General features: G+C 62.5%; 19 protein-coding genes. 4 read left to right on the forward strand and 15 right to left on the reverse strand.

Annotation, left to right across the window (positions count from 1 at the left end):
• Positions 1-34: 34 nt before the first annotated feature.
• From rfbD to rfbB, 4 genes are read right to left on the reverse strand one after another with little or no spacing between them, the layout of a single operon-like run.
• Positions 35-895 (reverse strand): dTDP-4-dehydrorhamnose reductase, encoded by an 861-nt coding sequence (gene rfbD, locus ACYU03_RS01345; RefSeq protein ID WP_461891350.1) that lies wholly within the window; start codon positions 893-895, stop codon positions 35-37.
• Between the two features lie 8 nt (positions 896-903).
• Positions 904-1,449: a dTDP-4-dehydrorhamnose 3,5-epimerase gene (gene rfbC / locus ACYU03_RS01350; RefSeq protein WP_461887751.1), complete on the reverse strand. Its 546-nt coding sequence runs from the start codon at positions 1,447-1,449 to the stop codon at positions 904-906.
• Positions 1,446-2,324: a glucose-1-phosphate thymidylyltransferase RfbA gene (gene rfbA, locus ACYU03_RS01355; protein ID WP_461887752.1), complete on the reverse strand. Its 879-nt coding sequence runs from the start codon at positions 2,322-2,324 to the stop codon at positions 1,446-1,448. Before rfbA ends, rfbC begins: the two co-directional genes overlap by 4 nt.
• Positions 2,321-3,403, reverse strand: coding sequence for a dTDP-glucose 4,6-dehydratase (rfbB, locus tag ACYU03_RS01360; RefSeq protein WP_461887753.1), 1,083 nt, complete (start codon positions 3,401-3,403; stop codon positions 2,321-2,323). The genes rfbA and rfbB overlap by 4 nt, the downstream gene beginning before the upstream one ends.
• Positions 3,404-3,935: 532 nt before the next feature.
• On the opposite strand from rfbB, the gene aguB reads away from it, so the two are divergent.
• From aguB to ACYU03_RS01375, 3 genes are all read left to right on the forward strand, one after another.
• Complete coding sequence (aguB, locus tag ACYU03_RS01365) at positions 3,936-4,814, forward strand: N-carbamoylputrescine amidase (protein ID WP_461887754.1); 879 nt, start codon at positions 3,936-3,938, stop codon at positions 4,812-4,814.
• 59 nt (positions 4,815-4,873) lie between these two features.
• Complete coding sequence (aguA, locus tag ACYU03_RS01370; protein ID WP_461887755.1) at positions 4,874-5,980, forward strand: agmatine deiminase; 1,107 nt, start codon at positions 4,874-4,876, stop codon at positions 5,978-5,980.
• 374 nt (positions 5,981-6,354) lie between these two features.
• Entirely contained in the window at positions 6,355-6,552 is a 198-nt protein-coding gene (locus tag ACYU03_RS01375) for a hypothetical protein (RefSeq protein WP_461887756.1), read from the forward strand.
• A gap of 173 nt (positions 6,553-6,725) precedes the next feature.
• Here the strand turns inward: ACYU03_RS01375 and ACYU03_RS01380 are convergent, their stop codons facing one another.
• On the reverse strand, positions 6,726-8,828 hold the full coding sequence (locus ACYU03_RS01380; RefSeq protein WP_461887757.1) for a TonB-dependent receptor: 2,103 nt from the start codon (positions 8,826-8,828) through the stop codon (positions 6,726-6,728).
• A 436-nt stretch (positions 8,829-9,264) separates the two neighbouring features.
• On the opposite strand from ACYU03_RS01380, the gene ACYU03_RS01385 reads away from it, so the two are divergent.
• On the forward strand, positions 9,265-10,554 hold the full coding sequence (locus tag ACYU03_RS01385; RefSeq protein WP_461887758.1) for an OprD family porin: 1,290 nt from the start codon (positions 9,265-9,267) through the stop codon (positions 10,552-10,554).
• A gap of 178 nt (positions 10,555-10,732) precedes the next feature.
• Here the strand turns inward: ACYU03_RS01385 and ACYU03_RS01390 are convergent, their stop codons facing one another.
• The 10 genes from ACYU03_RS01390 to ACYU03_RS01435 are packed head-to-tail and all read right to left on the reverse strand — an operon-like array spanning position 10,733 to position 25,627.
• Complete coding sequence (locus ACYU03_RS01390; protein ID WP_461887759.1) at positions 10,733-11,875, reverse strand: ankyrin repeat domain-containing protein; 1,143 nt, start codon at positions 11,873-11,875, stop codon at positions 10,733-10,735.
• Complete coding sequence (locus ACYU03_RS01395; protein ID WP_461887760.1) at positions 11,875-16,251, reverse strand: RHS repeat-associated core domain-containing protein; 4,377 nt, start codon at positions 16,249-16,251, stop codon at positions 11,875-11,877. Before ACYU03_RS01395 ends, ACYU03_RS01390 begins: the two co-directional genes overlap by 1 nt.
• 12 nt (positions 16,252-16,263) lie before the next feature.
• Positions 16,264-16,698 (reverse strand): DcrB-related protein, encoded by a 435-nt coding sequence (locus ACYU03_RS01400; protein WP_461887761.1) that lies wholly within the window; start codon positions 16,696-16,698, stop codon positions 16,264-16,266.
• Between the two features lie 15 nt (positions 16,699-16,713).
• Complete coding sequence (locus ACYU03_RS01405; RefSeq protein ID WP_461887762.1) at positions 16,714-18,663, reverse strand: type VI secretion system Vgr family protein; 1,950 nt, start codon at positions 18,661-18,663, stop codon at positions 16,714-16,716.
• A gap of 22 nt (positions 18,664-18,685) precedes the next feature.
• On the reverse strand, positions 18,686-21,361 hold the full coding sequence (gene tssH, locus ACYU03_RS01410) for a type VI secretion system ATPase TssH (RefSeq protein ID WP_461887763.1): 2,676 nt from the start codon (positions 21,359-21,361) through the stop codon (positions 18,686-18,688).
• Positions 21,354-22,406, reverse strand: a complete 1,053-nt coding sequence (tssG, locus tag ACYU03_RS01415; RefSeq protein WP_461887764.1) for a type VI secretion system baseplate subunit TssG — start codon at positions 22,404-22,406, stop codon at positions 21,354-21,356. Before tssG ends, tssH begins: the two co-directional genes overlap by 8 nt.
• Positions 22,370-24,232, reverse strand: a complete 1,863-nt coding sequence (tssF, locus tag ACYU03_RS01420) for a type VI secretion system baseplate subunit TssF (RefSeq protein ID WP_461887765.1) — start codon at positions 24,230-24,232, stop codon at positions 22,370-22,372. Before tssF ends, tssG begins: the two co-directional genes overlap by 37 nt.
• Positions 24,229-24,744 carry a type VI secretion system baseplate subunit TssE gene (gene tssE / locus ACYU03_RS01425; RefSeq protein ID WP_461887766.1) on the reverse strand — a complete coding sequence of 172 codons (516 nt, stop codon included), beginning with the start codon at positions 24,742-24,744 and terminating at the stop codon, positions 24,229-24,231. Before tssE ends, tssF begins: the two co-directional genes overlap by 4 nt.
• Positions 24,738-25,190, reverse strand: coding sequence for a hypothetical protein (locus ACYU03_RS01430; protein WP_461887767.1), 453 nt, complete (start codon positions 25,188-25,190; stop codon positions 24,738-24,740). The genes tssE and ACYU03_RS01430 overlap by 7 nt, the downstream gene beginning before the upstream one ends.
• A complete protein-coding gene (locus ACYU03_RS01435; protein ID WP_461887768.1) occupies positions 25,187-25,627 on the reverse strand; it encodes a type VI secretion system amidase effector protein Tae4 in 441 nt (146 codons plus the stop codon). Before ACYU03_RS01435 ends, ACYU03_RS01430 begins: the two co-directional genes overlap by 4 nt.
• Between the last annotated feature and the right edge of the window lie 60 nt (positions 25,628-25,687).

Raw genomic sequence — 25,687 nt, forward strand, 5'->3', positions numbered from 1 at the left:
AATATGCGCCAGAAGAATCTGACGCAATTATGCGCTACTTGAGGCAGGCGATCAGCGCTTGCCGCCAATGTGGTTGGGTGACCTGCCATTCACGGGCCAGCCGGCTGCAGTCCAGGCGCGAATTGAGCGGCCGCCGGGCTGGGGCCGGATACTCGCTGGAAGGGATCGGCAACAGCTGCGCACAGGACAGGCCACGGGCCTGCAGTTGTTCGGCGATGGCCTGGGCGAAGCCGAACCAAGAGGTCTCGCCTTGGGCCGTGAGGTGATAGAGGCCCCAGGCTCCGGCCTGGCCACTTTGCCAGCGTTCGATCAGGGCGCGGGTGCTCTGGGCGATGGTGTCGGCCCAGGTCGGAGCGCCGACCTGGTCGTGTACAACGCGCAGTTGTGGCTGCTCCTGCAACAGGCGCTGCATGGTCAGCAGGAAGTTGCGGCCATGCAGGGAGTAGACCCAGCTGGTACGCAGGATCAGGTGTCGGCCATCCACCGCAGCAATGGCCTGTTCGCCCGCCCGCTTGCTACGGCCATAGACGCTCAGTGGGTTGGGTTCGTCCGTTTCGGTGTAGGGCGTGACCTTGCTGCCATCGAAGACATAGTCGGTGGAGTAGTGGAACAGCGGAACGTCCAGGTGTGCGGCTTCCTCGGCGAGGATGCCTGGGCCCCGGGCGTTGATGGCGAAGGCCTGCTCCGGTTGGCTTTCTGCCTGGTCCACCGCGGTATGGGCTGCGGCATTGATGATCAGGTCAGGGCGGATCCGGCGAACCTGTTGGCGAATCCGATCGGGCTGCGCCAGGTCGAGCTGATCACGGCCAAGCACATGCAACCGGCCCAGGTCTGCCAGGGCGCATTGCAGCGCTTGGGCAACCTGGCCGTTGCGGCCAGTGATGAGGATGTTCAATGGAGCGCTCACGGGAACAGCTCGGCATCGCGCAGCCATTGGCCGGCCTGGTCCTTGGCTGACAGCAGCGGAGTCGCCTGCGACTGCCAGTCGATGGCCAGGTCGGGGTCGTCCCAGCGGATGCAGCGTTCGGCGCTGGGGTTGTAGTAGTCGGTGGTCTTGTAGAGGAACTCGGCTGTTTCGCTGAGTACCAGGAAGCCATGAGCGAACCCTGGAGGTATCCACAGTTGGTGGTGATTGTCGGCGGACAAGCTGATCGCGGCCCACTGGCCGAAGCTCGGTGAGCTGCGGCGAATATCCACAGCCACATCCAACACCTCGCCCTGCACCACGCGCACCAGCTTGCCCTGAGCATTCTCCACTTGGTAATGCAGGCCGCGCAGGACGCCTCGTTGTGAGCGGGAGTGGTTGTCCTGGACGAAGGCGGTAGTGACTCCCGTCTGCGTTTCGAAATCGCGGGCATTGAAGCTTTCGAAGAAGAAGCCCCGGCTGTCACCGAACACCTCGGGTTCGATGAGCAATACATCAGGTAGGGAAGTCGCGGTGATGTTCATGGGTACTCTTCGGCCAGTTTCTGAAGGTACTGGCCGTAGCCGGTCTTTTTCAGTTCGTGGGCTTTGGCCAGCAGTTGTTCGCGGCTGATCCAGCGCTTCTGGAAGGCGATCTCCTCCAGGCAGGCCACTTTCAGGCCCTGGCGGTGCTCGATGGTCTGCACATATTGCGAGGCTTCCAGAAGACTGTCGTGGGTACCGGTATCGAGCCAGGCGAAGCCGCGGCCGAAGCGCTCGACGCGCAGGTCGCCCCGCTTCAGGTACGCATTGGTGATATCGGTGATCTCCAGTTCGCCCCGTGAGGATGGCTTGATGCCCTTGGCGATTTCGATCACGTCGTTGTCATAGAAATACAGGCCGGTCACCGCATAGCTGGACTTGGGCTGTACGGGTTTTTCTTCGATGGACAGCACCTGGCCGTGTCCATCGAACTCCACCACACCGAAGCGCTCCGGGTCCTTGACCCAGTAACCGAACACTGTGGCCCCGGATGGCTGGTTGACGGCGCGCTGCAGTTGTTCGCTGAAGCCCTGGCCGTGGAAGATGTTGTCGCCGAGGATCAGGCATACCGGATCCTGGCCAATAAAGGATTCACCGATCAGGAAGGCCTGGGCCAGGCCGTCGGGCGAGGGCTGCTCGGCGTAGCTGAGCTCGATGCCGAACTGGCTGCCATCGCCGAACAGCTGGCGATACTGGGGCAGGTCCTGGGGCGTAGAGATCAGCAGGATCTCGCGGATGCCAGCCAGCATCAGTACCGAAATCGGGTAAAAGATCATCGGCTTGTCGTAGATCGGCAGCAGTTGCTTGGAGACCCCTAGGGTGATGGGGTGCAGGCGAGTGCCGGAGCCCCCCGCCAGGACGATACCCTTGGTGGTCATGCGATCAGGTCCTTGAAGTCACTGTTCCCCAGGCGTTCGCCCTGGTAGCTGCCGTCCTGGACATGGCGGCACCATTCGAGGTTGTCCAGGTACCACTGCACGGTCTTGCGCAGGCCGCTTTCGAAGGTTTCCTCGGGCACCCAACCCAGCTCGCGTTCGATCTTGCCGGCATCGATGGCATAGCGCAGGTCATGGCCTGGGCGGTCCTGGACGAAGGTGATCAGGTCGGCGTAGCGGCCTATGCCAGTCGGGCGCTGTGGCGCCAGTTCTTCGAGCAGGGCGCAGATGCTGCGCACCACGTCGATGTTCTTCTGCTCGTTGTGGCCGCCGATATTGTAGGTCTGCCCGACCTTGCCTTCGCTGACCACCTTGAGCAGGGCGCGGGCGTGATCGTCGACGAACAACCAGTCCCGCACCTGCTCGCCGTTGCCATACACCGGCAGCGGCTTGCCTGCGAGGGCATTGAGGATCATCAGCGGGATGAGCTTTTCCGGGAAGTGGAACGGCCCGTAGTTGTTCGAGCAATTGCTGACCAGCACCGGCAACCCATAGGTGCGTTGCCAGGCGCGCACCAGGTGGTCGGAGGCGGCTTTGCTCGCCGAGTAGGGCGAGCTGGGCGCATAGGGCGTGGTCTCTGTGAACAGGTCGCCGCCGCCGTGCAGGTCGCCATAGACCTCGTCGGTGGACACATGATGGAAGCGAAAGGCGTCGCGCTGGTCGGCCGACAACGTGCTCCACCAGGCGCGTGTCGCCTCCAGCAGGCTGTAGGTCCCGACGATGTTGGTCTGGATGAAGACGGCCGGCCCGTCGATGGAGCGGTCGACATGCGACTCGGCCGCCAGGTGCATGATCGCCTGGGGCTGGAAGCGCTCCAGTACCGCGCTCACCTTGGCTTGGTCGGCGATATCGGCCTGGACGAATTCGTATCGTGTGTTGCTGGCGATGCTGTGCAGGGATTCGAGGTTGCCAGCATAGGTCAGCTTGTCGAGGTTCAGCACTTCATGCTCAGTGTTGTCGATCAAATGGCGAATCAAGGCCGAGCCGATGAAGCCGGCGCCACCAGTGATGAGAATGCGCATGTCAGATTGCCTTTGGGTAACGAGCATTGTGTCTAGCCTAGCTTGTCGGCTGCCGCCGATTGTGACAAGCCGGGGCTGAGTAATGATGGTCTGTTGCGCTTTTTTGAGTTGTCTTTAGGCCCAGGGGGCATGCCTTGGCTCCTGTGGCGCTCTTGAGAACGATGTGCATGCCGGCAGTTCTTTGGTGCCCTGAAGACCTCGCGCCGCTCGCGCGACACAAGGCCGCCCCCACATCGATTGCTGATAGACCGAAGTTTTAGCCTTTGTTTGTACGGCGAAGATATTGAGGTGGCCGCAAGCCCATATGCAGTATTTCGCCCTGCGCCGCGCGGGCGGCTCGGGACCTCAAGAGCGCCATAGCACCGAAAGTCTGTAACCGCCAAGGCTGAGCTTGTTAAGTCGATTTTTATCGTTTAATTCTCATTAATATGCGTATTAATTTTATTTTATCTCTTCAAAAGTCGATATTTATCGGATATAAATCGCCTCATCAGCGCTTTCAGATCCATGCCACTGCTACGAAGAGGTTTGCATGAGCCGCACTGTTACCGTCGCCGCCACCCAGATGGCGTGCTCTTGGGACCGCCAGGCCAATATCGCCAATGCCGAGACACTGGTTCGCCAAGCGGCTGCCAAGGGCGCCCAGATCATCCTGCTCCAGGAGCTGTTCGAGACTCCGTACTTCTGCCAGAAGCCGAACCCGGACTACCTGCAACTGGCCACCCCGACCGAGGTCAATGCGGCCATCGAACACTTCCAGGCCGTCGCCAGGGAGCTGCAGGTGGTTTTGCCGATCAGCTATTACGAACTGGCTGGCCGTGCCCGCTTCAACAGTATTGCCATCATCGATGCCGACGGCAGCAACCTGGGGGTGTATCGCAAAAGCCATATCCCGGATGGCCCGGGCTACCATGAGAAGTACTACTTCAATCCAGGCGACACTGGCTTCAAGGTCTGGCAGACCCGTTATGCCAAGATCGGCGTCGGCATTTGCTGGGACCAATGGTTCCCGGAATGCGCGCGCAGCATGGCGCTGCTCGGCGCCGAAGTGCTGTTCTACCCGACCGCCATTGGCAGCGAGCCGCATGACGCCAGCATCTCTTCGCGTGACCACTGGCAGCGTGTTCAACAGGGCCATGCCGGAGCCAACCTGATGCCGCTGGTGGCCAGTAACCGCATCGGTCGGGAAGAGCAGGACGGCTACGACATCACTTTCTATGGCTCGTCGTTCATCGCCAACCAGTTCGGTGAGAAGGTCGAAGAACTCAACGAGACAGCCGAAGGCGTGCTGGTGCACACTTTCGACCTGGACAAGCTGGAGCACATCCGCAGCGCCTGGGGCACCTTCCGTGATCGTCGACCGAACCTGTACGGCCCGCTGAAGACCCTGGATGGTTCGCTGGAATCCTGACCGCTCACCGACCCGGCGCGGGCAAGCCCCTGGCGCCGGGCTATTGCAAAGGTAGACACATGAAGACCCTCAACACGACCCCGCGCGCCGATGGATTCCATATGCCAGCCGAATGGGCGCCGCAAACCCAGGTATGGATGGTCTGGCCGGAGCGCCCGGATAACTGGCGCCTCGGCGGTAAGCCGGCGCAGGCCGCGCACGTGACCCTGGCCAAGGCCATCGCCCGTTTCGAGCCGGTCACCGTGGCGGTGTCGGCAGCGCAGTACGAGAACGCCCGCAGCCGCCTGGACGTTCCGAACATCCGCGTGGTGGAAATCAGCAACGATGATGCCTGGGTACGTGATACCGGCCCGACCTTCGTGATCAACGACAACGGCGAAGTCCGTGGTGTCGACTGGGGCTTCAATGCTTGGGGTGGGTTCGAGGGGGGGCTGTACGCGCCGTGGAATCGAGATGAGCAACTGGCCAGCAAGGTCCTGGAGATGGAGCGCTGCCAGCGTTACCACACCGAGGGTTTCGTGCTCGAAGGCGGCTCGTTCCATGTGGACGGCGAAGGCACCCTGATCACCACCGAAGAGTGCCTGCTCAATCACAATCGCAACCCGCACCTGAACCGCGAGCAGATCGAAGAGATCCTTTGCGACCACTTGGCGGTGGAGCGGATCATCTGGTTGCCGGAAGGTCTGTACAACGACGAGACCGATGGCCACGTCGACAACTTCTGTTGTTACGTCCGCCCCAGCGAAGTGTTACTGGCCTGGACAGATGACCCTCAGGACCCCAACTATGCGCGTTGCCACGCAGCCCTCGACGTGCTGCAAAACAGCCGCGATGCCAAGGGGCGCGAGTTCGTGGTGCATAAAATGCCTATCCCGGGGCCGCTGTATGCCACCGAAGAAGAATGTGCCGGCGTCGACCAGGTGGACGGCAGCCAGGAGCGCAACCCATCGGTGCGCCTGGCCGGTTCCTATGTCAACTTCCTGATCGTCAATGGCGGCATCATCGCGCCGAGCTTCGACGACCCGGCGGATGCCCAGGCCAGAGTGATTCTCGCCAAGCTGTTCCCGGACCATGAAGTGGTCATGATCCCTGGGCGAGAGTTGCTCCTGGGAGGAGGGAACATCCACTGCCTGACCCAGCAGCAACCGGCGCCGCTCAAGCGCTGATTCGGTACTCAATGCAAAGGCCCGTCCCATGATGTAATGCTGTTCACTTAAGACATCTGTCGTATGGTTTGGGGCCATTGCTGCGCGCCCGATCGCGACACAAGGCCGCTCCCACAAGAGGCCTTGCAAGCCCTCTGTGGGAGCGGCCTTGTGTCGCGATGGGCTGCGTAGCTGCCCCACCTGAAGGCACTCCAGCATAGGTGAGCAGCAATACATATGGGGCAGGCCTTTGTGTTTGTATCGACGGTTGGTGAGGTTGATGGCACAGCTTTTGTATTTATCCGCACTGGTATTGCAAACAGATAGGGCTACGCCGTTCTGTAACAAAACCTCCGTAAGTTAACCGCTCACGGCCTCAGGGAGTGCGTGTGGAAATGAATGCAGCAAGTGAGTCGGCTTTGCCCCCATCGGCAGTGGATCACGAATCGCTCAAGGTATTGGCGCAGTGGTTGAAACACCATGGAAGCATCCGGGTCAGGACGACCGACCCACGGCATTTGCTGAACGAGCGATATCCCCAGGGACTGATTTCCGATGCAGAGCTGGAGGCTCTGATGGATGTCTGGCACTGACTGGCAGGATTGCCTGAAATGAAAACGCCACCGCTTTGCCGGTGGCGTTTTCGTTTATGGGGATGAGCCTCTGGATACCCGCATCCTAAGGTTGCCGCTGACTCCTGCCTTGAAACTGCAACCCCGGCAGCGTCCGGTGCAAGACAGTTGCCCCGGCCCCAAGCTCAGCCGTGTCAGAAACTGTAGGTCCCCGTCACCACCAGGCTACGTGGGTCACCGAATTGGATCTGCGCAGCGCTGGTAGCTGAGCTGTAATAGGTCTTGTCGGTGATGTTGTTCAGCGCCGCGCGCAGGTCCCAGTCCTTGGTACGGTAACCCGCCAGGGCATCCCAACGGCCGTATCCGGGCAGGAGGGTGGTGTTGGCGGTATCGGCGAAGCGCTCGCCGACCAGGGTCAGGCCGGTCTCGCCATACCAGCCCTGCTCAGGCTTCCAGGTGATGAACAGGCTGCCGTTGCGCTTGGCCACGTTGTTGATCCGGTTGCCCTCCTGGCCGTTGTTGTCCTTGACGATGGTCGCATCCTGCAGACCTATGCCAGCGCGCATGTACCAGTTGCCGACGATGTTGCCGGTCGCGGTCAGCTCCACGCCGCGCGAACGTTGCAAGCCGGTCAGCAGGGTGGTGCCAGGGTTGTCAGGGTCGCTGGTGCGGCGGTTGTACAACTCCAGTTCGTACACTGCCAGGGTTGTGCTCAGGCGTTCGTCGAACCAGTCGCTCTTGACCCCGATCTCCTTCTGCCTGGTGTGTTCCGGGCCGGTCTCATTGGTATTGCCCGCTGCGCCCGGGGTGATGCCGATCAGGCCACCGCCGACTGGGGAGAAGGTCTTGCTCCAGGAGGCATAGAAGGAGTGCTCGCGCCATGGCGAATAGACCACGCCCAGGCGTGGGCTGGTGCTGTTGTTGTCTTGTTTCTCGGAAATGCCCCGCAGCTTGTTGGTGGTTTCGACCTCGAAGCGGTCAAAGCGCACGCCGGCGAGTACTTGCCATTGCTCGTTCAGGCGGATCTGGTCCTGGAGGTATAGGCCACGGCTGTCGACCACGGTGTGGTTGTTGCTGGAGGTCACCATGAGGCCATTGTGCTGGAGACTGCGGTCCGGGTTGTTCAGGTCCAGGCTGGGTACGGGCTGGCCACCGGCCGAGACGCCGGCGGCGGTGTAGAGGATCGGGTCGCGGCGCTGGTTGCCCACTTCCAGGCCAGTGAGCAGCTTGTGCTCAAGGCCGAAGGTGGTGAAGTCGCCTTCCACTTCGAGGGTGTTGAACAGGTTGCGGGTGTTCAGGTCCTGCTGCCAGCGCTGACGGGTGACTTGGTTGGTCGCCGCGTTGTAGCCGCTCAGGTAGGTGTTGTCGAAGTCGCTGTTGAGCTTGAACAGCCCCAGGGTGTGGCGCACTTGCCAGTTGTCGCTGAGCTGGTAGTTCAGGCGCGAGCGCAGCGACTGGGCCTTGTCGTCGATGAAGTCGCGCTGGGTGTCGCCATAGGTGGTGTCGCGGCCAACGTCCGCCGGACGGCCATTGACGCCCGGGATACCGCGGTCCGGCGTGCGGTTGTAACGGCTGTATTCATATTGCACCAGCCAGTTCAGGTCGGGCGTCAGTTGCCAGCTCATGGATGGGGCGAACAACTGACGGTTGCCGTCGACACCGTCGCGGAAGCTGTTGTTGTCCTGGTTGCCCATGTTCAGGCGCAGGCTGATGTTCTCCGAAGGGTCGGCGCTGAGGTCGGCATACAGGCTGCGCAGGTCTTCACTGCCACCTTGCGCCTCGATAGTCGAGCGGCGACCGAATTCCGGCGCCTTGCTCACCCGGTTGACGATACCGCCTTGGCTGCCACGGCCATAGAGCACTGCCGCCGGCCCTTTGAGCACCTCGACCCGCTCGATGTTGTGCAGGTCGCGCACGTACTGGCTGTCGTCGCGGATGCCATCGAGATAGAAGTCGTTGCTCGCGTCGAAGCCACGGATGCGCACACTGTCGAAACGCGTGTCGGCACCGCTGCTGACGTTGGGGATGCCTTCCAAGGCCTTGCCGAGGTTGTTGCTGCCATAGTCCAGCACGTTGCTGGTCTTCACCGAGTCGATGGCCTGGGGCACATAGCGCGCGGGTGTCGAGGTGCGGGTGGCGGTGCTGACTTCCTTGACCCGGGGGTCGTCACGATCGCGTTCGCTGTTAGCGGTGACCGACAACTCCGGCAGGGTGGTACTGGCGGCACTGGCCAGGCCAGCGCTGAAGAGCAGGGACAAGCCCAGGGTCAAAGGGGAAAGACGGCAGGGAGCAGGCATGAAATGCATCCGGAAATCAGGGAGGGGGGTGACTTGGGGTGCGAATGGTAATGCTTGCTATTTGCTAATGCCTAGCTAATTGTAAATGAGTTTATTTACATATGTATCCCAATGTAACCAGGTGCTGGGGCCAAGCTAAATCAGGAAAAATGTCTGTAAAAGGCGCAGTCAGGTGGGGAAATGCGTCAAATACGTATAGGAAAGCGAGTAGGTCCGCCTATTTTTCACGATTTTTTGACATGCCAAACCAGAGGCGGATAGGATTCGGCCAACGCCTGCTGGCCATACCTTGGCCATGCTGCTGCACAAGGCCCGCTGCGTCACGCCATCGGCGGGCTTTTCAGTTTGGATCCGCATAGCGTCGAACCTACGAAGGGGCGTTGGTTCCTGGCGTTTTAATTGCAGAGCGTTTTTGATTCGTAATAAGGAAAAGAATATGTTGAAAACCAGGATCAGCTTGGTCGCCTTGGCGCTTGTCGCCGCGACCCAGGCGCAGGCCAACGAGCAGGCCGAAAGCAAGGGCTTCATCGAAGACAGCAGCATGAACCTGCTGCTGCGCAACGCTTACATCAACCGTGACAAGAAACACGGCACCAACGACCAGATCGAATGGGGCCAGGGCTTCATCGCCAAGTTCTCCTCCGGCTTCACCCAAGGCACCGTCGGTGTCGGTGTGGATGCGTTCGGCCTGTATGCCATCCGTCTTGACGGCGGAAAGGGTCACAACGGCGGCGCCGGTGTGGACTTCTTCAAGCCAAGCGATACCGACCCGTCCAACTCTCCGCACAACCTGGCCCGTGGTGGCGCAGCCGTGAAGTTCCGCGTCTCCAACACCGTTCTGAAGTACGGTGACCAGATGCCGGCCCTGCCAGTGCTGCAGTACGACGACGCCCGTCTGCTGCCGGAAAGCTTCACTGGCACCCTGATCACCTCCAAGGAGATCAAGGGCCTGGAACTGAACGCTGGCCGTTTCACCCAGGAAGCGCGCAAGAGTGCCGAAGGTCGTGACAGTGGCGGCTTGAAGTCGATCAACGTCTTCGGTGGTAGCTACCAGTTCACCGAGAACCTGACCGCGTCCCTGTACACCTCCGACGTTGAAGATGTGCTGAAGAAGCACTACCTGGGCGTGAACTATGTTCACCCGATCTCCGACGAGCAGTCCCTGACCCTCGATTTCAACGGCTACAAGTCGAAGATCGACAGCAAGTACGAGCGTGAAGCGGGCCTGACCGGTGACTCCAACACCATCTGGAGCCTGGCGGCGACCTACGCCTTCGGCCCTCACTCGATCACCATCGCCCACCAGCGCAGCACCGGTGACACCGGCTACCAGTACGGCTGGTACCAGAACCGTGGCGGCGTGGGTGACGGTGGTTCGACCATCTACCTGGCCAACTCCTACTGGTCTGACTTCAACGCTGAAGATGAGCGTTCCTGGCAGGTTGGCTATGGTCTGGACTTCGGTGCCTTCGGCGTGCCTGGCCTGACCTACAACATCGCCTACGTCCGTGGTGACAACATCAACACCCACGGTTTCGGCGAAGGTAAAGAGCGCGAGCTGTTCAACCAGATCCGCTACGTGGTCCAGGAAGGCCCGGCCAAGGACCTGTCGGTCAAGCTGCGTAGCTCCATCCTGCGCACTTCGGAAAGCGTCCGCCAGAACGGCTACAACGACGACGGCAACGAAGTCCGCGTATTCGTCGAGTACCCGATCAGCATCTTCTGATTCTGATTTGGCGTTACCAGCAGCCCCGGCCTATGCCGGGGCTGTTTCGTTCCGGCGTACGACGATCGCTGTCGGCATTGTCTCGTCCGCCTCCCACTGCGAGCCATCCGCCACATCCGTGCATAGAACTCACTGTTGATCGGGCCGCTGGCCTATGGTTTGGGGAGGCTTGAGTGGTTTACTCCGGGCTAGTCAGTGCCAGCACCTTCCAGCTCGCCGTCCGCTTGCGTTCAACCAGAGCCGCCAGTGCCTTGGCATCGGGCGCGCCCTTGTGGGTGAACTTCACCGGCGCCAGGGTGAACAGGAAGACCTTTTCGTTCTCGGGAATCTCGGCTTGGTCGGTGTCCTTGTTCCAGGGCTTGTCCACGACCAGCATGGCATCCACTTCTGCCGGCCAGGGTAGATCAGCAAACTCTGGGTTGCTTCGCTCTATCAATGAGCCCTCGGCCAGTGGGGTGTTGTCGATAGTCCGTCGAGTCAGGCGCGCCAGCAGTTGGACTGGGAAGCGCCACACGCTGTCTTGGGCAAAGCCTTCGCGCGGCAAAGCCCAATCGCCTGGCAGGCAGACAAACATTTCTGTCATCGGCGAAGCCTGGTAGAGCCCGACGGTGAACAGCAGCTTGAAGTCGGTCTTGCCGTCGATCAGGCTGACATGCAGCGTCGCGCGCGGGTCCTCGTTGGCAGGGCTGAACGTGGCCGGTAGCACCCAACCTACAGAGTTGTGCACGAATGTGACGATGGATTGGCCGGCGCCTTGCGCATCTGCGGACTGGACATCGGTGACACTGCGACCGCCGTGCTGAGTCAGCAAGGCGGCGACTTCAGGAGCCCCCCATTCGTCGGCAGCATCCAGCGGGCTGTTGTTGAACTTCCGGTGCAGACGATTGATATCGGCGCCACGAGACAGCAGCAGCTCGACCACTTCCAATTGACCGAACATGGCTGCTGCATACAGAGGGTTGCAGACACTGATCGGCAGGCCATCCACTTGGGCGCCAGCATCGAGCAGGCATACGCAGGTCTGCAGGTGTCCTTCGCCGGCCGCATATTCGAGCGCGGTGCTATAACCTTCGCTGGCAACTGGCAGGTTTGGGTCAAGGCCCAGGTCGAGCAGCAGGCTGCAGATTGCCTCGTGGCCACTTCTTGCCGCCATGTGCAGCAGGCCTTCTTCCTCGGCTTGGCCGTAACGCGGCAGTGGCAACAACTCGGGATGTTTTTCCGCCATCTTACGGACTTGCTCCAGCTTGCCGTCCTCGATAGCGTCGTAAAGACGGTCCAGCTTGGCTTCATGCTTTTCGTAGAGTTTTTCTGAATCGTTCATCAGATGAAAGTACCTCTCTTGAAGGCTAGGCCCATTCGCTTCAATTCCCTCTCCACCGCCGCCAGGCCCTTGTTGTCCGCCTTTTGCAGTCGTTCGAAAACTTTCTTGGCAGAGGCAATCGAGTGGGTCTTGCCACCATTGCGGGCCCAGGTGAAGTTTCGTAGATCGGTGTTAAGGTCGATCTTGTGTTTGGCCATGATCGCCTGTGCGTCGGTGATGTAGGCACGGTTCTGGGCTTTCCAGTTCCGTGGTGCGTTTTCGCGCACGATATGATGGCGATGGGGGTTTTTCATGTTCTTGGGCGCTGGGCCCATTTTCTTGCGATCAGCGGAGCTGAGTCGACAGACCTCCAGCCCCAAGGGGTCGATCCAGTCGGTGGGATTGGGTGCGTACTGATACAGGTTGATGCCGCCAGCCAGGCCGATCGGGTCTGGTTGGGTGAAGCGTCCGATATCCGGGTCGAAAAAGCGGAAAGTGTTGTAGTGCAGCCCTGTCTCACGGTCTAGGTACTGCCCTTGGAACCTCAAATTCTGCTCTTCGAGGAGGGAGGTTTCGTGCTGCTCGATGATTGTATTGCCCCAGACCTGATAGCGGGCTTGCCAGACAAGATTACCGTCACTATCGGTCAACTGTTCGGGCAGCCCGTTGAGGTCGTTATGGTAGTAACGCACTTGTTGGTGTAGCCCCTGGCCATCGACCCGTGCTAATGGCTCATGACCCTCGTCCTGGTATAGAAAGAGGCACTGCTGGCCATGGCGGAACTCTTCCAACAGACGGTACCCATCCCAACTGAAACGGGTCTGGCCGAGGAGTTGGCCGTTACTGTCGTACTCGCGCTTCTCGATGCGTCGTCCAAGCGGGTCATAGCTCATGCGCACTACGCGTTCGCGACCAACCTGCAGGTTGCGAACTTCGATCAGTCGATGTTCAGCGTCATAGCTGAAGCGTTGCACACCTCTGCGAGTGCTACGTTTCTCGATCAAGCGTCCGAATGCATCATAGCGGTAACGCTTGTCCTGGTAGGTCAATACACGATTGTGGCGAACCCAGCCGCCTTGGGGGCCGTCAAGTAGGTTAGCAGCTGCATCGTAGGCGAAGGATTCGCTCAAGCCTTGGCCACTCTCCTGGCAGGCTATGACGTGCTCGCTGGCGTCATTGTGCAGCCACTGCTGATAATGGCTGCCTGGCCGCTGGTTGAAGCGTGTGACTAGGTTGTCCAGCGCATCGTATTCGAAGCGCTGTTGGAGTTGCGCGGGCAGGTGCGCCGCTGCGCTGCGCATACGGCGAAGCCGAGCGCGCAAACGCCCTCTCTGGTCATATTCGCTGCGCATGTCCAGGCCGCCCTGGGTACGCAGGACCTCTCGGTGCAAGCGATCACGCTCGAAGTCACTGATGACCTTGCCATCGAGGTTGATCTGGTGAAGGTGACCGCTGCCGTAATACAGGTGATTGAGTATCCGCCCATCCGGCAGCAGGCTCTGGATGCGGTTGCCTATTTCGTCGTAGCGGTGTCGAAGTACACCGGCATCACTTTGCTCGGCGACCAGTTGGCCCAGCGCGTCATAGGCAAAACCCAATTGTTGGGTGTTGCCCTGGTTGTCGGTGAAGTTGGCTGCAAGCACCTGGTCGAGGGCGTCGTACTGGTATTCGGTGCGCCCATCGTCGGTGACCTTGGCCACCAGGCGGCCACCGGCATCCCGCTGAAAACGGTGGATGATAGGGGGTGGTAGGGATGTGGGCACCAGAGCCAGGCCATGACCATAGGGCGCGGGCAGATAGTCCAGTTGGGCCAGGCAGTCGAGTGCATCGTAATGGTAGCGTTTGACGCTGCCGTCCAAGTCCTGCTGCTGGATGAGGCGGTCTGCCTCGTCCCAGGTGAAGCGGTAGTGCTCGCCGTTTTCGTTGGTCAGGCTGAGTAGGCGGCCGTAGTGGTCATAGTGGTACTCGACGACCCGGCCATTGGGGGCTACCTGCTGCTGCAATTGGCCGCGTCGGTCGTAGTGATAGTGCCGGTTGTTTCCAGCGGCATCGGTGTAGCGAATGAGCTGGTTGTCATCGTTGTATTGATAGTGTTCGCTACGACCGTCCGCGAGTTGCGTTTCCAGCAGACGGCCTTGCGCATCGTGTCGGTAGCCTGTGCGCCCGCCCAGGGCGTCGATGACCGTGCTGAGGTGGCCATGTCGGTCATAGGTGAAGCGGGTCGGATAGCCGGAGCAGTCAACGTAGCGGGTGAGTAGACCCAGATCGTTCCACTGCAATTGCTTGGTTTTGCTCGTGGCATCGATGATCTCGATATTGCGCCCATGGTTGTCATAACGATAGCGGGTGACCTGGCCGAGAGGGTCGGTCTCACGGACGCAATTACCGCGCGAGTCATAGCGATAGTGCCAGCTGTTGCCCGCCCGGTCGGTCCATGATCTGGGCAGGGCCCAATGTTCCAGCCACTGCGTCGACTCGCTGCGCCCCAGTGGGTCTAGCGTCTGGCTGAGGTTGCCAGACTCGTCGTAGTTGAAGAGCCACTGGCCGCCATCTGGGCCGGTCGCCCCGAGTAGCTGGCGTTCGTCGTTCCACTCGAATTGCCAAGTCAGGCCCAGGGCATTGGTGAAAGCAGTAACCTGGTACTGGGCGTTCCAATGACGGGTGCTGACGCGTTGCAAGCCATCGGTCACGCGGGTCATACCGCCTGGGACATCGTATTCGAAGCGGTATTCGTCGCCTTCGTCCGTCCAGTGCCGGGCCACACGCCAGCCATCCTCGGTCAAGATCCACTCATAGAAACAACGCAGGCCTGCGGGCAATTGATGCTCGATCATGCGCCGCCCCTGGTCATAGGTGAAGCGCCGTTTTACCTGGTTGTCCGCACCGCGCACCTCGACGAGGTTACCGGCTGCATCGTAGGCATAGCTGACCAGCCGTTCGACGCTTGTATCGGCAAAGCGTCGCTCCAGGTGGCTGACCTGTTGTGGCCATTGCTGGCTGTAGTGCAGTTCCACTTCGACCAGGTCGAAGGTGTCCCGCAGGCCACGCAGTCGGCCAAGGTCGTCGTAGTCGAGGTAGATACGATTGTCGTTACGATCCCCCAATTGGCTCAAGCGCAGCCGCGCTGACTGGTTCGGCGTTGGCTGGAACAGGCGGTAGCGACCATCGCTGCTTTCGATCAGCACCTCGCCGTTGTGTTCGCGGCGGACACTCAAGCCTTCGCCAGCACTGAACACAGCGTCGCCCAGAGGTATGTTGCCCATGTCTATGCGCCGTGCCTGCTCATCGACGAACAGCAGGCGCTCTCCGCCCTCGGGGTGTACCTGTACCTCGATGTAAACTTCGAACTCTACGCTCCAGCCCGCGCCGAGCAGGCCAGCGTCACGTTCGCCATGGCTGTTGTAATAGCGTTGCCAGAGCAGGGGAATCAACGCGGGCAGGTTGAAGTCCAGCTCTTCTTCACCATTGAGGATCTTCGCCCCGGTCGGGGCATGGACTGGATTTGGAGAGCCAACGATCGCTGAGGTCAAGGCACTGGAGACCTGACTGGTCACGAGGTTGGTCATACCGCCGATGAGCATGCAGCCGAACTTGCTGTAGAACTTGCCGCCCCGCCCGCGCAGCAACATCAGGGCGGTGACGGCCAGGCCGATGCCAGGGGTCTTGCCGCTGCGGATCTCGCGCACCACGATCGGCTCGCCGCCGATGCGCACGTTGTTGGAGATGAGCCCGCTGTCGACGATCACCGCATCGCAGGTGCTGCGGTCGCCGCTGCGGCACGCCGGCTGGCCGTTGATGGTGACCTTGCTCGAGCCCTCGGCTAGGTACTGCGGTGGCATCGGTGGGTGCTTTGTACAGAGGACCTTGTCGTCGTCAGCTGGCGCGGTGTTGGGCGCGGGGCTTGCGACGGTAGGGCGCCACAGTTGGGAGAAGAAGCCCTTGGCCATGTCGAGGAAACTTTCTTCCTCGGGCGCTTCGGCTTCAGCGTCTTCGCTGCCTTCACCGGCCGGAGCGGAAGGCGCGAGGATGACCCCGGCAGCACGGGCGGCCCGCTTGCCGTTGGTATGGGTGTCGTCGGAGCCGGTGGCTATGTTGGCCTGTACCGATGGCGGAAAGAGGGCATTGCCGATGCCCTCGCATAATCGGCTCAGGCCGGTGTCGGCACCGGTCTTGGCCATGACCACGCCGACCACCAGCCCGACCACAGCGCCCAGCACGAAGCAGCCCAGGCCACCGGTGACCACGGTGATGCCTAGCGCAGCGCCCACGGCCGCGGTCGCCAGCGCGCCGATAGCTACGTTGGCGGCCACTTCCAGCACCCCGCCGACGATGTCGGCCCACATCGAGGTGTGCATCAGCGCGTCGCCTTCGCGCGCCGCCCAGAGTGCGTCAGACATCGGTGCGGCTCATCAACTGATATTGTCGAAGTTCAGCGATTGCTTGAGCGCCGCCCAGTGCGCGGCCTCGGCAGCGCCCAGTGGCTGTGGCTTGACGTAGCTGAGGGCGAACATCTTGCGCGTACCCGGCAGCAGCAGGGCCAGTTGGTACTGGTAAACCTTCTCCTGACCCTTGCTGAACTGGCTGCGTAACTCGATGGCATCGATGTCCTGGGCCGTACCCAGGCGTACTGTTTTCGCGGGCTGGAAGCGCAGATCCTTGACCTGCTGCTGCAGCCGCTGCAACTGGCTATCGAAATTGCTCTGCAGGGTCTCGTCCTCGGCCAGCAGGCTGCGGCTGACGATCAGTGATGTGCCGAGCGCCTCGAAGCGCAGGATGTTGATGGTCGTGTCCTGCACTTTGGCGTCCGGCAGGTTGAACTGGAATTCGTTGAGGCGGTAGCTCATGACGCGGGAGTCTCGTTATTGGCCGGATTTGGGGAAGATCGCTTTCACCGAGTCATCGATCTTGGTCTTCACGCCCTGGTCATTCGGCGAGGTTTCGGCAGCGCCGCCGATATTCAGGTCGAGGGTGCCGTCGGTATTGATCTGGGCATCCCCGCTGGCATGGAAGTTGAACTGCACGCAACTGAGGTTGATCTGTCCGCTGGCGTTGAGCTCGATCACGCTCTTGCCGCAGACCAGGCGCAGGTTTTCGCCCACCTCGATCAGGTAGCTGGTGCTGACGCTGTCGGTCTTGCTTGCGCCGACCAGCAGCATGTCGTCGCGGCGTACCGCGCGGATACGGTCCTGGCCGATGGTGATGGTCTCCAGCATGCCAACCGTCTGGGTGCGGCTGACGCCCACCGACAGCGTTTCGTTCTGCTCCACCACCGTGTCCATGTTGCGCTCGGCATGGACGTACAGCTGCTCTGCGCCCTTCTTGTCCTCCATGCGGATTTCGTTGAAGTTGGCCGGCGAGCCACCCTTGCTGGAGCGGCTCTTCATGCCGCTTTGGGTGGCATTGGCGGGTAGGTCGTAGGGCACCGTCTGCTCGGCGTTGTAGACGCGGCCGGTAATGATCGGCCGGTCCGGATCGCCTTCGAGGAAGCTGACGATCACTTCCTGGCCGATCCGTGGGATTTGCATCGACCCCCAGTTCTTGCCAGCCCAGGCCTGGGATACACGGATCCAGCAAGAGCTGTTCTCGTTGGACTGGTCGTGCCGGTCCCAGTAGAAGTGCACCTTGACCCGGCCAAACTGGTCGGTCCAGATCTCTTCGCCGGCCGGGCCGACCACCAGGGCGGTCTGCGGTCCTTTGACCACTGGCCGCATCGTGCTGGCCAGCGGGCGGTAGCTCTGTTGGGCCTCGATGCAGCTGAGGTTGCTTTCGAACTGTGCGGCGCCGCCGCCGGTGCCGGTCTCCAGGCGCTCTTGGACGATGTAGTAGCGGGCGGCGACGATCAGGTATTCACGGTTCTGGTCCTGACGGCTGAAGCCGCTGAGGCTGAACAGATGGCCGCTGCCTAGGCCCCGGGCATTGCCGCGCAACTCCACCCGTTCGTGCAGGCTATGCAAGGCTTCCAGGCGTGTCCGGGCATAGTGCTCGCCGTCCTGGCTCTGCTCGTAGGTGCCCGGGTAGTCGAACAGCGGGTAGTCGCTGGCCGAGTGCGGGCGCGGCATGGCCGAGCGTACGTCGATGCGCGCGCTGGGGCGCTGGAAGTCATAGTCGTTGAGCTCCAGCGAGCCGGGCTGGACCTCCTGGGCCAGGTGCCAGTCGTTGATATGGTCGCGTTCGCGGTGCTGGCCGTCCGGCGGGTAATAGGGCACCGACTCGTAGCCGGGCACCTTCTGGTGCGCGCCGTAGGCATCGGCGAGGACCAGCACATGGCGGTCCTTCTCATGGCGGAAGTAGTAGTAGATGCCTTCCTGTTCCATGAGTCGGCTGACGAAGTCGAAGCTGGTCTCGCGGTATTGCACACAGTATTCCCACTCGCGGTAGCTGCGGCTCAGGGCGTCTTCGAAGTCCGAGAAGCCTAGGTCGCGGAACACCTGCTTGATGATCTGCGGCACCGTCAGGTGCTGGAAGATCCGGCAGTCGCTGGTGCGGGTCAGCAGCCACAGCCAGGGCCGCAGGGTGACACGGTAGCTGGCGAACTGGCCTTGGTCGATGTTCTGGCTGCAGCGGGCGACGATGCCATGGAAGTAGCGTGAGCTGGTTCCTTGCAGCGACACGCCCATCTGCAGGGCCAGGCTCATAGGCTTGCCCAGCAGTTGGTTGAGGTCGATCGCCGGGTCGTCGCTGGTCAGTTGCAGCTCATAGTCGAACAGGCGGCCGAGTTCTTCGCTGCCACCCATCTCGCTGAGGATCAGCACGTCCGGCCCCAAGGGGCTGTTGATCTGCGCCAGGCGCGTGAGTTGCTTGAACAGCATGGTTATCCCGTAAGGCGCGCTGTTACGTCGCGTCGCTGAAGTCGTAGTGCAAGTCGTTGTCCCGCCGGCTGATGCTCACCCCGGCCAACGCCTTGCCTTCGAGCATGCGGGTGAGGAACTCGCGGCTCATGTCCGGCAGCAGGCCGTTGGTCAGGATGGCATCGATCATGCGGCCACCGCTTTCGGTTTCGCTGCAGCGCGAGACGATCAGGTCGACCACCTCGTCGTCGTAGGCGAATGTCACCTTGTGAGTGCCCTCCACGCGCTTGCGAATACGCTCGAGTTGCAGGCGGGTGATGGCCTTGAGCATGGCGTCGCTGAGCGGGTAGTAGGGGATGGTCACCAGACGCCCGAGCAATGCCGGCGGGAAGATCTCCAGCAACGGTTTGCGCAGGGCCGTGGCGACCGCCTCAGGTTCCGGCATCGCCTGCGGGTCGTTGCAGATTTGCGAGATCAGCTCGGTGCCGGCGTTGGTGGTGAGCAGGATCAGGGTGTTCTTGAAGTCGATCTGGCGACCTTCGCCATCCTCCATCACGCCCTTGTCGAATACCTGGAAGAAGATTTCGTGCACGTCCGGGTGGGCTTTCTCGACTTCGTCGAGCAGCACCACGCTGTACGGACGGCGGCGTACCGCCTCGGTCAGCACGCCGCCCTCGCCGTAGCCGACATAACCGGGTGGCGCGCCCTTGAGAGTGGACACCGTATGGGCTTCCTGGAACTCGCTCATGTTGATGGTGATCAGGTTCTGCTCACCGCCGTACAGGGCTTCGGCCAGGGCCAGGGCTGTCTCGGTCTTACCCACGCCGGAGGTGCCGGCGAGCATGAACACGCCGATCGGCTTGTTCGGGTTATCGAGGCCGGCGCGGGAAGTCTGGATGCGCTTGGCGATCATCTGCAGGGCATGGTCCTGGCCAATGATGCGTTTGGCCAGATGCTGGTCGAGCTTGAGCACGGTTTCCAACTCGTTACGCGCCATGCGCCCGACCGGGATGCCGGTCCAGTCGGCGACTACCGACGCCACCGCCTGGTAGTCCACGGTCGGCAGGATCAGCGGGCTTTCGCCCTGCAGGGTAGTGAGGCGCTGCTGCAGGTCCACCAACTTCTCGCGCAGGTCATGGCTGGCCTGGCTGTCCACTTCACGGTCGACCACGCCCACCTGCTCGCGCAATTGGGCGCGGGTCGCCAGCAGTTCGTCGACCAGCGCTTTCTCCTCGGCCCAGCGCTTTTCCAGCTCGGCCAGGCGCTCGCGCTCGCTGTCGAGCAGCGCCTGAGCCTGGGCCTGGCGCTGGCCGGTGACGACACCGATCGCGTCTTCGCGGGCGATAATCTGCAGCTCTACTTCCAGCGCCTCGATACGCCGGCGGCTGTCATCGACCTCAGCCGGTACGGCGTGCAGGCTGATGGCCACGCGGGCGCAGGCGGTGTCGAGCAGGCTCACGGACTTGTCCGGCAGTTGGCGCGCAGGGATGTAGCGGTGCGATAGCTTCACCGCTGCCTCAAGGGCCTCGTCGAGGATCTGCACCTGGTGGTGCTTCTCCATGGTCGAAGCCACGCCGCGCATCATCAGCAGCGCCTTGTCTTCACTCGGCTCGGCGACCTGCACCACTTGGAAACGGCGGGTCAGGGCGGGGTCTTTCTCGATGTGCTTCTTGTACTCGGCCCAGGTGGTCGCGGCCACGGTGCGCAGGCTGCCACGGGCCAAGGCCGGCTTGAGCAGGTTGGCGGCATCGCCGGTACCGGCCGCGCCACCGGCGCCGACCAAGGTATGGGCTTCGTCGATGAACAGGATGATCGGCTTGGCCGAGGCCTGTACGTCCTCGATCACCTGGCGCAGGCGCTGTTCGAACTCGCCCTTCATGCTCGCCCCGGCCTGCAGCAGGCCGACGTCCAGGCTGCGCAACTCGACGTCCTTGAGGGCGGGCGGCACGTCGCCGGCGATGATGCGCAGGGCGAAGCCCTCGACCACGGCGGTCTTGCCGACCCCGGCCTCGCCGGTGAGGATCGGGTTGTTCTGCCGACGGCGCATGAGGATATCCACAAGCTGGCGGATCTCTTCGTCACGGCCGACGATGGGGTCGAGCTTGCCGCTGCGCGCCTGCTCGGTGAGGTCGACGGTGAAGCGCTTGAGCGCCTCCTGCTTGCCCATGGCGGCAGGCGCCACTGCACCGCTGGCTTCGCCCGGCACGGCGGCGCTGAAGCCATCGCTGGCCTGCAGGGCGTTCTCCGGGGAGTCGCCGACGTATTCGTCGAAGCGCTCGCTCAGGGCTTCGACCTTGAGCTTGGCGAACTCGCTCGACAGACCGAGCAGGGCATTGCGCAGGCTCGGTGTCTTGAGGATGCCGACCAACAGGTAGCCGGTACGCACCTGGCTCTCGCCGAACATCAAACTGCCGTAGACCCAGCCGCGCTCGACCGCTTCCTCGACCTGGGACGACAGGTCGGTGATCGAGGTCGAACCGCGTGGCAGGCGGTCCAGGGCATCGGTCAGGTCGCGTGCCAGGCGTGCCGGCTCGACGTTGAACTGGCGGATGATGCGGTGCAGGTCCGAGTCCTGTAGTTGCAGCAACTGGTGAAACCAGTGCGCCAGCTCCACATAGGGGTTGCCCCGCAGCTTGCAGAAAACCGTGGCGGCCTCGATGGCCTTGTAGCCGATGCTGTTGAGTTTGCCGAACAGCGCGGCGCGGCTGATTTCACCCATGTTCCGGACTCCTTGTGGATGGTGATGCGACCGGCTGCTCGGCGTAGTACCGGGCGAGTTTCAGGTCCCTTGCATCGTGTGGCGGACGGCCGAGCCAGGTGTCGAACCCCAGGCGTCGGCCAGCATTGAGTTGCAGGGCGGGTACCTGGTCCTGGCGCAGGATCAGGTTCAGGTCCCAGTCCAGCTCGTGGCCCAGGTATTCGGCGACCCAGGCGGCCAGCTCGACGAAGGCACTGCCGCCGGGCAGCAGGGCGTGGTACTGGTCCAGGCTGAGAGGCCCCAGGCACAGGCGGAATTTATGCTGGCGGTCCCAGACGTAGCGGCCCAGGCACAGGTCTACGCCCAGGCGGTTGGCGCTGGCCCCGAGGCGGCTGCGTTCGGGCAGTTCCAGCCACTGGCCGACGTACTCCTCCAAGGTCACCGGTACTCCGAAGTAGGCCCCGAGGATGCTGCTCAGCCCGTCGGGGTAACGCGTCTGCGCGGCCAGGTGGCCGGAGTAGTGCAGCTTGGCACTGTCGGCCAGCGGCCCTTGGCCACGCAGGGCGGGTTGCCCCCGGCCGCTGAGGGCGGCCAGGCGTGCGGCCCAGTAGTCATCGTCTGGCCGGTCGTGGCTGACAGTCGGCCGGGCCTCGGCCCAGGCGCGGTAGAACAGGCTCAGCAAGCGGTGATGGAAGACGTCGAGGAAGCGCTTGCTGGTAGGGTCGGCATGGTTGCGCTGGCGTTCTCGCATGTACTCGGTGAGGTGCAGCGGCAAGGGGCCGTTGGGCCCGCCGAGGCCGAAGAAGAACTGCTCCAGGCGCGCCGGTCCTCCATCCTCCGCGGAGGTCACCGACGCCAGGGTCGCAGGTGCGAAGGCGCAGTCCAGGCGCTGGCCCAGGCGCACCGGCTCGTCGGCCAGGCGCAGGGAGTGGCCGAAGCGCGGCACCTCTGGGTTTTCCGCCTCGAGGCGGCGCAGCGCCTGGAAGAAATCGTATTCCCAGGGCGCGGCCTGCATGGCCTCAAGCGTGTTCACAGGGTCGGACGACGGCCGGGTTTGGCTTTCCATCGCATGATCTCGCCGCGTTCGGTGGTACGGAGCACGGTCTCGGTAAAGCTGTTGATCGAGACATAGCGGGTAAGGAAACGCTCGAACACCGCACCCAGCAGGAATACCCCGGTACCGCGGAAGGCGTTCTCGTCGAACTCCAGGGTGATCTCCAGGCCACGTCCGAAGACGATCGGCCCGGGCATCGGCAGGCGGCGGGTGCAGGGCTTGCTGCTGACTTCGCGCAGGCCGTCGATCTGCAACTGCAGAGCGCCGTCCTGGCTGTCGCCATACAGACGCAGCAGCTCGCGCAGGGCGGCGGCGCCCTGGCCTTGCTCGGTGAGCGACAGGTAGTTCAGCGACAGCTGGCTGATCAGACGCCAGGCGCGGTTGTCATGAGCATGGCTGGCCCGAGGCCGGCTCGGCCCTGCCAGGCAGCGGATGGCGGCCACCGGTGCGCTGTCGGCCAGGCTGAAGTCGCTGCGACCATCGCCCACGGTCATGAACAAGGGCAGGTCACGATTGCTGCACAGGGCGCTGATGCCCAGTTGGCGCAGGTCGTGGCGGTAGGGCGCTTGCTGGCCGTCGACCAGGCTGACGAAGGTCTCGCTGCCCATGTAGCTGGAGCGGGTGCCGTTGCGCCGTTGCTCGCTGGACAGCACCCTTGGCTCGCGGCGGATGAGGTAGTAGGCCTGGTCGCGGCCATAGCGCGCTGGGTCGCGCACGGCGTAGAACGGCAGGAACGTCTGGTCAGGGCCGGTGCCATGACCGGTGACGCTCAGCAGCGAGTGGACCTCGAAGTCGGTCGGTCGGGTACGGTCGGCGATCACATGGTGTTCGTTGACCCGGTCGCTCAGGTGGATGCGGTCGACTCGACGTGGGAACAGGTTGATCGCTGGCGTGCAGAAGGGCACGAACTGGGCCGTGCCGACACTGCTCTCTAGGCTCTGGTCGAAGCGCTCGAACAGGATCACCAGCTCCAGTTCCTGGCCGTTGCAACGCTGCACTGCCCGCTCCAGGCCGCCCAGTTCGACGAACAGGAAGCGTTGTGGCAGGGCGAAGTATTCCTGCAGCAGGCGATAGCCCTGGAATGCCTGGGGCACCACTGGCAGCGCGGCCTCGCGGTCATCGAAGCCACAGGGACGCAGGGCCTGTTCGACAGGAATGCGCTCGACCCAGTCGCCGCCCGGCTGGCGGGCAAACACGGCGCAGGCGTTGCCCAGCAGTTGCTCGTAGAGGCGAAACGGTGTCTCGTCGGCACCGTTCAAGTACAGCGGCAGGCGCTCCAGGGCCAGGCTGGCGAACGGGATTTCGGTACCGCTGCGCAGGGTCAGGCGCAGGCCGGCGCGGGCCTTGGGCTCGCTGGCGGCCAGGCGTCCGAGCACGGCGCCGGGGTTGCCGAAATACTCGGCGCGGGCCACTTCCAGCGGCCACAAGGTGACACTCTGGGTGCTGCGGAATTCGCAGGGGGTCTGCGAGTCGCGGCCCAGGTTAGCGCGCAGCACGCTGCCGCGTGGCAACTCGAAGCCAGCGCTCAGTGAGCCTTCATCAGGATCGGTCTGCAACTGCACCACGGTCATCGATGGAGTCGGTGCCAGGTAGTGCGGGTAGGCGATTTCCAGCAGGTTATGGGTGAAGGTCGGGTATTCGGCATCCAGCTTGAGCTGGACCCGCGCCGTCAGGTAGGCGAAACCTTCGAGTAGGCGCTCGACGTAAGGGTCGGCGCATTCGATGCCGGACAGGGTCAGGCGCCCGGCAATCTTCGGGTATTCCTTGGCGAATTCGGCCGCGCTTTCGCGGATGTGCTGCAACTCCTGGTTGTACAGCTCGAGCAGGCGCGGGTTCATGTACGCCTCCGGCGCTCGGCGGGGGCCACGCGCACATGGCCGGACTCCAGGTCCAGGTCGGTGTGCAGCAGCAACGGCAAGGCTGCCGGCTGGGCCCAGAGGTCGCCCTCGATCTCGAAGCTCAGGGCGTTGTTGTTCATTTCGCCGGGCGCGGCCTGCGCCCGCACCCGCAGGGTATGGGCAAGGATGCGTGGCTCATAGGTGACGATGGCTTGGTGAATGATGCGCTCCAGGACATTGATATCGATGTTCGAGGCGCTGTTGCCGGCCAGGGCTGGCAGGCCGTAGTTGACCACCGAGGCGCCGGCCGGGGTGTTCAGGGTGGCGCCGGTATCGAGCAGGGACGTGGTGTTGAGCAGCCACGTCAGGTCGCGCAGTACCGAGGCCTTGAGCTGCTGCAGCGATAGCACGCGCTTGTCGGGGCCTTCTTGCGGGTTGCCGGGCTCGTCGTCGGTCAGACGGTCCAGCAGTGCAGGCTGCAGGCGGTCGCGGGCGGCGATTTCAGCTACCACTTGAACAGGCCCACGAAGTTCTTCTGGTCGACAGGCCCGGTCGTGCAACTGGCGCCGTGGGCGACAACCGAGGGTTCCAGCTGGTTATTGAATTGGCGGATGGCCTGGTACTGGCTCCGGCAACTGCCAGGTGCCGGTGTGTCGAAATCAATGTGCCTGACAATAACGATCTGCGCGCCGTTGAAGTTTTCCACGCGCGGCTCCCCGGAACGTCTGTCGGGGCTGAACTGGCAGGGCCAGGGCAGTTCCAGTTGTAGGAGCGTCTGGTCCGTCTTGCGCAGAGCGCAACGCTCCTGATGGTTTTCCAGGATCAAGCGCTGCCCGGACAGCGTGACATGCATGTCCTCGGGAAGAGCCTCGGTGGCGGCGGGGCGTTCTTGCGCGCAGGCACTCATCGAGGTCGTCAGCGCAAGGGCGATCATCGGCAGTGTGTGACACCGTTTCATTTCAGCTCCCAGAACCAGACTGCTTTGGAGCGGTGGGCCTGGTCGGCGAATTCGCCGGTCACCAGCCCGCGGTCCCAGAGATCGATATGGTCGCCACTACGGTCCTCGAACGACTGGCCGGCGCGGGCGAAGCAATCCTTGAAGAAAATAATGCCGCGCTTGGACCTCAGTTTCTGTCGGTCTTCGGCGCTGCCGCTGAGCTGCAGCGGGGCGCCCAGATGGTGTTTCCACAGCCAGTTGGCCAAGGACTCCGCGCCACGGGCATGGCCATGGGCACAGCGCGGTTCGCTGTAGCTGGAGGTGTTGACCTTGATGCTGCGTTCCCCATTGAGGGCGATGCTCATGCGAATGGCGCACTGGTTGTCCCACGGTCCGTCGCAGGGAAACTGGTCGATCGGGTAGGCATTCCACAGATTGATAAACGAGGGCTTGGCCATGGTGTTCACCGGGTGCGGCTGACGCGTCGGGGAAGTCGCCTGCGGCCGTGGGCCGCAGGC

This window comes from Pseudomonas sp. X10 (genome assembly GCF_054889225.1).